Below are 5995 nucleotides of genomic sequence, written 5' to 3'. Positions count from 1 at the left end.
TGTGCGCCATGGCGGATCCTACCATGAGGCTGGGGGACGGGGAGCACGACCCTCCCCTTTCCACACAGTCTGTAGGAGTTTCGCGAAAGCGGATCGGCGAAACGTTCAGTCCGGAGAAGCCAGGGCCGGCTGAAGTCGACCCAAGCCGGGCATAGCTACGCAGCCAAAGCGCCGCCGAAAGCGGCCGTTCAGGGCAGCGAAGATCCTTACTGCCGGGCGCTCGCGGCGCTCAACGCCTCGCTCTGAGTCCCGGTGAGCGATGACCCCTCGGGCGTGCTTCCCAGGGCCGTCGAGGCCTTCCGCCAGCTGACGGCCGGCCTGCTGGCGACGGCGTGACCGCCGTCCCTCACGCCTTTCCGGGCGGCACGATCCCGAGGTTGTCCTTGGGGATCGCGGCCAGCGTCTCGTCGCTGAGGCCGAGGTGCTGCTTCACCAGCTCCGGCGGCAGGGCCGCGATCCAGTTGTTTAGCGACACGTCCTGGTACACCGGCGCCTTGAACATCTCCAGGTAGACGAGGTCCTCGGTGCCCGTGTTCTCGATGTAATGGGGCAGCGTGGCGGGCGCGTAGCCGACGTCGCTCGGGTTGAAGTCGATGGTGCGCGCGTCCGAGTGGTTGGCGAAGAGCGTCATGCGACCCTTGCCGGAGATCCAGAACTGCCACTCGTCGGCGTTCTGGTGCCAGTGCAGCTCGCGCAGGGCGCCGGGCTTGATCACCACGTAGGCGGCCGCGACGTTGCGCGAGATGGTGAAGTTGCGCGAGTCGACGACGCGGATCGAGCCGTTGGCGTCCTCCTTCGTAGGCTTCATGTCCGTCATGGCGAAGGCGAAATCGATCTTCGACGTGGGGTGCGACTTCGTCATCGCGCCAGCGTCCTGGGACAGCGCGGGCGGCACCGGCGCGGGGAAGATGTACTTGCCATTGGGCGGGATGTCGTCGAAGGGCTTTAGCGCCGCGGCGTCCACGCCGAAGTTCTTGGCCACCACGGCGCGCGGCGTGTGGATCAGCCAGTCCGAGATCAGCGTCGTGTCGTCCTCGGAGAAGGTGCCCTCGTCGAAAACCAGCAGGAACTCGCAGCCGTCCGGCCCGAGCCCCTGGATCGAGTGCGGCAACCCTTGCGGGAAGTACCACAGGTCGCCGGCCTTGACGTCCTTGACGAAGGGGCTGCCGTCGTAGTCGAGCGCCGTGATGCGTGCCGTGCCGGTGAGCATGATCGCCCATTCGTCGGCGGCGTGCCAGTGCAGCTCGCGGATGCCGCCGGCCTCCAGCCGCATGTTGACGCCGGCGATGTCCTTGGAGATCGGGAAATCGACGACGTTGACCTGCCGCGCCCAGCCGCCCTCCTGGATGCGGCGGTGCGCGAGGCTCATCGACGACCAGAACTGCTTGACGCTGCCGTGGTCGGAGGCGGGCGGCATCGTGGAGTCGGGGAAGAGGGTGCCGAGCGCTCCGTTCTGCGGGCCGGGGTTCGTGGCGCTCGCGTCCTTCATGCCCGCGAGGGTCGTGGCGCGCGACTGGGCCTGCGCGCCGCCCGCCGCGGCGAGGCCGAGCCCCGCCACGCCGGCGCCGAGGAGGCCGCGGCGCGAGGGCGCGAAGCCCGCCACGGGGCGGCGGGGGGTGTTGGGTGTGTTCTGGTCCGACATCGTGTTTCCGGCTTTCGGCTGGCGTTCTCGCGGCCCCAACGCCGGCCCACCGTGGCGGGTGCCCGCATCGGGGACGTGCGCGGCCCGCGCGCGATTTCCCCGACCGCCCCGGAACCCCGCATCCGCGCCGATGCATTAGCGAAAGCTTATCGGCTGCCGCGCTAGCGCTGGACCGCCCTGAGCCGGGAGCCGGAGACGACGCGATGCTGATCCTGAACCGCCGCCGCCTCCTGTCGGGTACAGCCCTCGTCCTGTTCACGGCCTCGTCGGCCCCGTCCCGCGCCGGCACGATCGCCGGCGCGCTGCCCTGGGCGCCCGGCGCCGCCGCGCCGCCGCGGCCCGTGGTGCCCGGCCCCTGGCACTTCTTCACGCCCGCGGAGGGTCGCACGGTCGAGGCCATCGTCGACCGCATCATCCCGCCCGACCCCGACGGGCCCGGCGCCAGGGACGCCGGCTGCGCGGTCTTCATCGACCGGCAGCTCGCCGGCCCCTTCGGCCGCGCCGAGGGGCTCTACGACCACGGGCCCTTCGTGACCGGCACGAAGCAGCAGGGGCCGCAGTCCCGCCTCGACCCGGCCACGCAGTACCGCGGGGCGCTGCGCGCCATCGACGCCTATTCGGCCCAGCATCACGACGGCCGCCCCTTCGTCGACCTCGCGGCCGCCGACCAGGACGCGGTGATCGGCGCCATCGAGGACGGCAGCCTGCCGATCGAGGACGTCGTCACCAAGGACTTCTGGACCATGCTGCTCAAGAACACCCGCCAGGGCTTCTTCGCGGACCCGGTCTACGGCGGCAACCGCGACATGGCGGCGTGGAAGTGGATCGGCTTCCCGGGCGCCCGCTACGACTATTCCGACTGGATCGATCGGCACAACGAGCCCTACCCGCACGCGCCGATCGGCATCGCCGAGGCGCCGCTGTGGCGGCCGGCCGCGTCGAAGTGAACTGAAGTGAGCTGAGGACCGATCCCTTGCGCAAGCTCCCCCACAAGGACGTGGCCATCATCGGCCTCGGCTGGACCGGCTCCATCATGGCACACGGCCTCAGCGAGGCTGGGCTCGACGTGATCGCCTTCGAGCGCGGCCCCTGGCGCGACACCGCGCAGGACTTCCCACCCACCTACGCGCCGGACGAGTACCGCTACCGCGTACGCCACGAGCTGTTCCTGCGCCCGGCGCAGATGACCTTCACGTTCCGCAACAATCCCTCGCAGACCGCGCTGCCCATCCGCGACTGGGGCGCCTTCATGCTCGGCAACGGCGTGGGGGGCGGCGGCCTGCATTGGAACGCCGAGATGTGGCGCTTCGAGCCCTCGCAGTTCATGCTGAAGACGCACCTGACCGAGCGCTACGGCGCGAAGTTCATCCCGGCCGGCATGACGATCCAGGACTGGGGCGTCACCTACGACGAGCTCGAGCCGCACTACGACCGCTTCGAGTACCTGTGCGGCACGGCCGGCACGGCGGGCAACCTCAGGGGCGCGATCCAGCCCGGCGGCAACCCGTTCGAGGGGCCTCGCTCGCGGCCCTACCCGACGCCGGCGCAGAAGCAGCCCTTCAACGCGACGCTCTTCGCGAAGGCTGCGCGGGAGATGGGGCACCAGCCCTTCCCGCAGCCCTCCGGCAACATGAGCCAGCCTTACACCAACCCGCTCGGCGTGACGCTCGGCCCCTGCACGTTCTGCGGTTATTGCGAGTGGTTCGGCTGCGGCAACTATTCCAAGGCCAGCCCGCAGACCACCATCCTGCCCGTCCTCGTCAAGCAGCCGGGCTTCACGGCGCGCGACAATTGCGAGGTGCTGCGCATCGTGCTGGACGCGGGCGGCAAGCGCGCGACCGGCGTCGTCTTCGTGGACACGGACGGCGAGGAATGGGAGCAGCCGGCCGACCTCGTGCTGTGCTGCGCCTTCACGCCCTTCAACGTCCAGCTGCTGATGCTGTCCGGCGTCGGCGAGATCTACGACCCCGCCGCCAAGCGCGGCAACGTGGGCCGCAACTTCACCCACCAGACGGTGTCGACCGCCACCGCCTTCTTCGACCCCGCGACGCACCGCTTCAACCCCTTCGTGGCCTCGGGCGCGATCGGCATGTGCATCGACGACTTCAACGGCGACAACTTCGACCACGGGCCGCTCGGCTTCGTCGGCGGCGGCTACATGGGCCAGGTGCAGACCAACGGCCGCCCCATCGAGACGACGCCCGTGCCGGCCGGCACCCCGACCTGGGGCGCGAAGTGGAAGGCCGCGGTGAAGCAGAACTACAACTCGTCGGTCTATTCCGGCTCGGGCGTGCACGGCAGCTTCTACAGCTACGACGACGTCTTCCTCGACCTCGACCCGACCTACAAGGACCGCTTCGGCCGCCCGCTGATGCGCATGACGATCGACTTCCACGAGAACGAGCACAAGATGAGCGCGTTCCTGACGGACCGCTACGCCGAGATCCTGCGCGCCATGGGGGCGACGCGCGTCGACAAGCTGCCGCGCACCGGCCACTACGACGTGACCGACTACCAGACATCGCACCTGTGCGGCGGCGCCGTGATGGGCGCGGAACCGTCGACCTCCGTGGTGAACCGCTACCAGCAGAGCTGGGACGTGCCGAACCTCTTCGTCATCGGCGCCTCGTCCTTCCCGCAGAACGCCGGCTACAACCCGACCACCACGGTGGGCGCGCTGACCTATTGGACGCTGGACGCGATCGTGAACCAGTACCTGAAGGCGCCTGGCCCCCTGGTGCAGGCCTGAGGAGACGGCGATGCGCAAGCTCCTCCTCGGCACCGCCGCCTTCGTCCTGCTGGGCGCCGGCGCGCTCGCCGCCGCCTACGTCGCGACCGACCCGAAGCTGCCCTCCGGCCCGCAGGCGGAGAGCCACGGCGACGCGCAGTCCTTCTCCGAGGTCGAATACGGCCGCACCATGCTGACGGTCGCGGACTGCGCCGCCTGCCACACGGCCAAGGACGGCGGCGAGCCCTTCGCGGGCGGGCGGCCGATCGAGACGCCCTTCGGCGTGATCGTGTCCTCCAACATCACGCCCGACCGCGAGACCGGCATCGGCACCTGGACCGACGAGGATTTCGCGGACGCGCTGTGGCACGGCTTCGGCAAGGACGGGCACCAGATCTACCCGGCCATGCCCTACCCCTACTACACCCACATGACGCGCCGGGACGTCGACGCCATCCACTCCTACCTCAAGACCCTGAAGCCCGTGCACAAGCAGGTGGTGTCGGACACGCTGCCCTTCCCGCTGAACATCCGCCTCGGCATGCGGGCCTGGAACCTGCTTTACTTCCGCGACGGCCGCTTCGCGCCCGACCCCGCCCACGACGACGTGTACAACCGCGGCGCCTATCTCGTGACCGGGCCGGAACACTGCGGCGCCTGCCACACGCCGAAGACGGTGCTCGGCGGCGACGAGGCGGGCAAGCTCTACCAGGGCAACGTCATCCAGGGCTGGACCGCGCCCAACATCACCGGCGACCGGCGGCGCGGCCTCGGCTCCTGGTCGATCGAGGACGTGGTCGAATATCTCAAGACGGGCCACAACCGGCAGGCCGCCTCCTCCGGCCCCATGGCCGAGGAGGTCGGCCTGTCGTCCTCGCGCATGAAGGACGAGGAACTGCGCGCCATCGCGGTTTACCTCAAGGCGCAACCGGGCCAGGACGACGGTGCGGCGCCCGTGCCGGCGTCGGACCCCGCCATGCGGGCCGGCGCCGCCATCTACGCGGACAGCTGCGCGTCCTGCCATCGCGGCGACGGCTCGGGCGTGCGCGGCCTGTTCCCGACGCTGGCCGGTGCGCCGGTGGTGCAGCAGCTCGACCCGACCAGCCTGATCCGGGTGGTGCTGCAGGGCGCCCGCAGCGCCGCGACCCCGAGCGCGCCCACCGGCGCCGCCATGCCGTCCTACGACTGGCGGCTCGACGACGCGCAGGTGGCGGCGGTGGTCACCTACATCCGCAACGCCTGGGGCAACCAAGCGCCGGCCGTCGAGGCCGGCACGGTCGCCAAAAGCCGCAGAGCGTTCGCGGAGCAGGCCCACCCTGTCGAGTAGAGGTCAACGGCGCCCATCGAAATGGGATTGCAACGACGCCAGACACCGATTGAGACCAACCCGGGAAAGCGGTTCGATCCGCCCAGCCTACCTCGCCATCAGGCCGTTGCCGGCTGGAGTCGACCCAATCAGGCCATAGCGCCAGACTTCGTCGTTGCCCTGAAGCAGACATAGCAGGTGACGTCGCGCCTCGTCATCGAACGATTGCCCGCAAGCTCACGCTCGGAGATCGACGACATCGCCGAGGAAGCGGTTCACGAACGCGCTGACCTCCTTCGCGTGCGTTTCCAGGGCGAAG

Annotated in this window: 4 protein-coding genes; 3 read left to right on the top strand and 1 reads right to left on the bottom strand. The window is 69.8% G+C overall.

Features of this window, described 5'->3' with window-relative positions; translation table 11 throughout:
• Nucleotides 1-346: 346 nt before the first annotated feature.
• Nucleotides 347-1642 (bottom strand): cupin domain-containing protein, encoded by a 1296-nt coding sequence (locus D3273_RS27000; RefSeq protein WP_129230039.1) that lies wholly within the window; start codon nucleotides 1640-1642, stop codon nucleotides 347-349.
• Between the two features lie 203 nt (nucleotides 1643-1845).
• Here D3273_RS27000 and D3273_RS26995 point away from each other — a divergent pair, with 203 nt between their 5' ends.
• The 3 genes from D3273_RS26995 to D3273_RS26985 all read left to right on the top strand — a co-directional run bounded on the left by D3273_RS26995 (nucleotide 1846) and on the right by D3273_RS26985 (nucleotide 5697).
• A complete protein-coding gene (locus D3273_RS26995) occupies nucleotides 1846-2589 on the top strand; it encodes a gluconate 2-dehydrogenase subunit 3 family protein (protein WP_165359739.1) in 744 nt (247 codons plus the stop codon).
• A gap of 86 nt (nucleotides 2590-2675) precedes the next feature.
• Entirely contained in the window at nucleotides 2676-4391 is a 1716-nt protein-coding gene (locus D3273_RS26990; protein ID WP_129230041.1) for a GMC family oxidoreductase, read from the top strand.
• A gap of 10 nt (nucleotides 4392-4401) precedes the next feature.
• A complete protein-coding gene (locus tag D3273_RS26985; RefSeq protein ID WP_129230038.1) occupies nucleotides 4402-5697 on the top strand; it encodes a c-type cytochrome in 1296 nt (431 codons plus the stop codon).
• Nucleotides 5698-5995: the final 298 nt, after the last annotated feature.

This window comes from Lichenibacterium minor, from assembly GCF_004137685.1.
In the GTDB taxonomy this organism is placed as follows: Bacteria; Pseudomonadota; Alphaproteobacteria; order Rhizobiales; family Beijerinckiaceae; genus Lichenihabitans; species Lichenihabitans minor.
This window is presented reverse-complemented; position numbering and strand designations above follow the sequence as displayed.

Bases quoted from the DNA above. Each gene is read 5' to 3' on its own strand.
- D3273_RS27000 (WP_129230039.1), bottom strand. From the start codon at position 1,642: ATGTCGGACCAGAACACACCCAACACCCCCCGCCGCCCCGTGGCGGGC.
- D3273_RS26995 (WP_165359739.1), top strand. From the start codon at position 1,846: ATGCTGATCCTGAACCGCCGCCGCCTCCTGTCGGGTACAGCCCTCGTC.
- D3273_RS26990 (WP_129230041.1), top strand. From the start codon at position 2,676: ATGGCACACGGCCTCAGCGAGGCTGGGCTCGACGTGATCGCCTTCGAG.
- D3273_RS26985 (WP_129230038.1), top strand. From the start codon at position 4,402: ATGCGCAAGCTCCTCCTCGGCACCGCCGCCTTCGTCCTGCTGGGCGCC.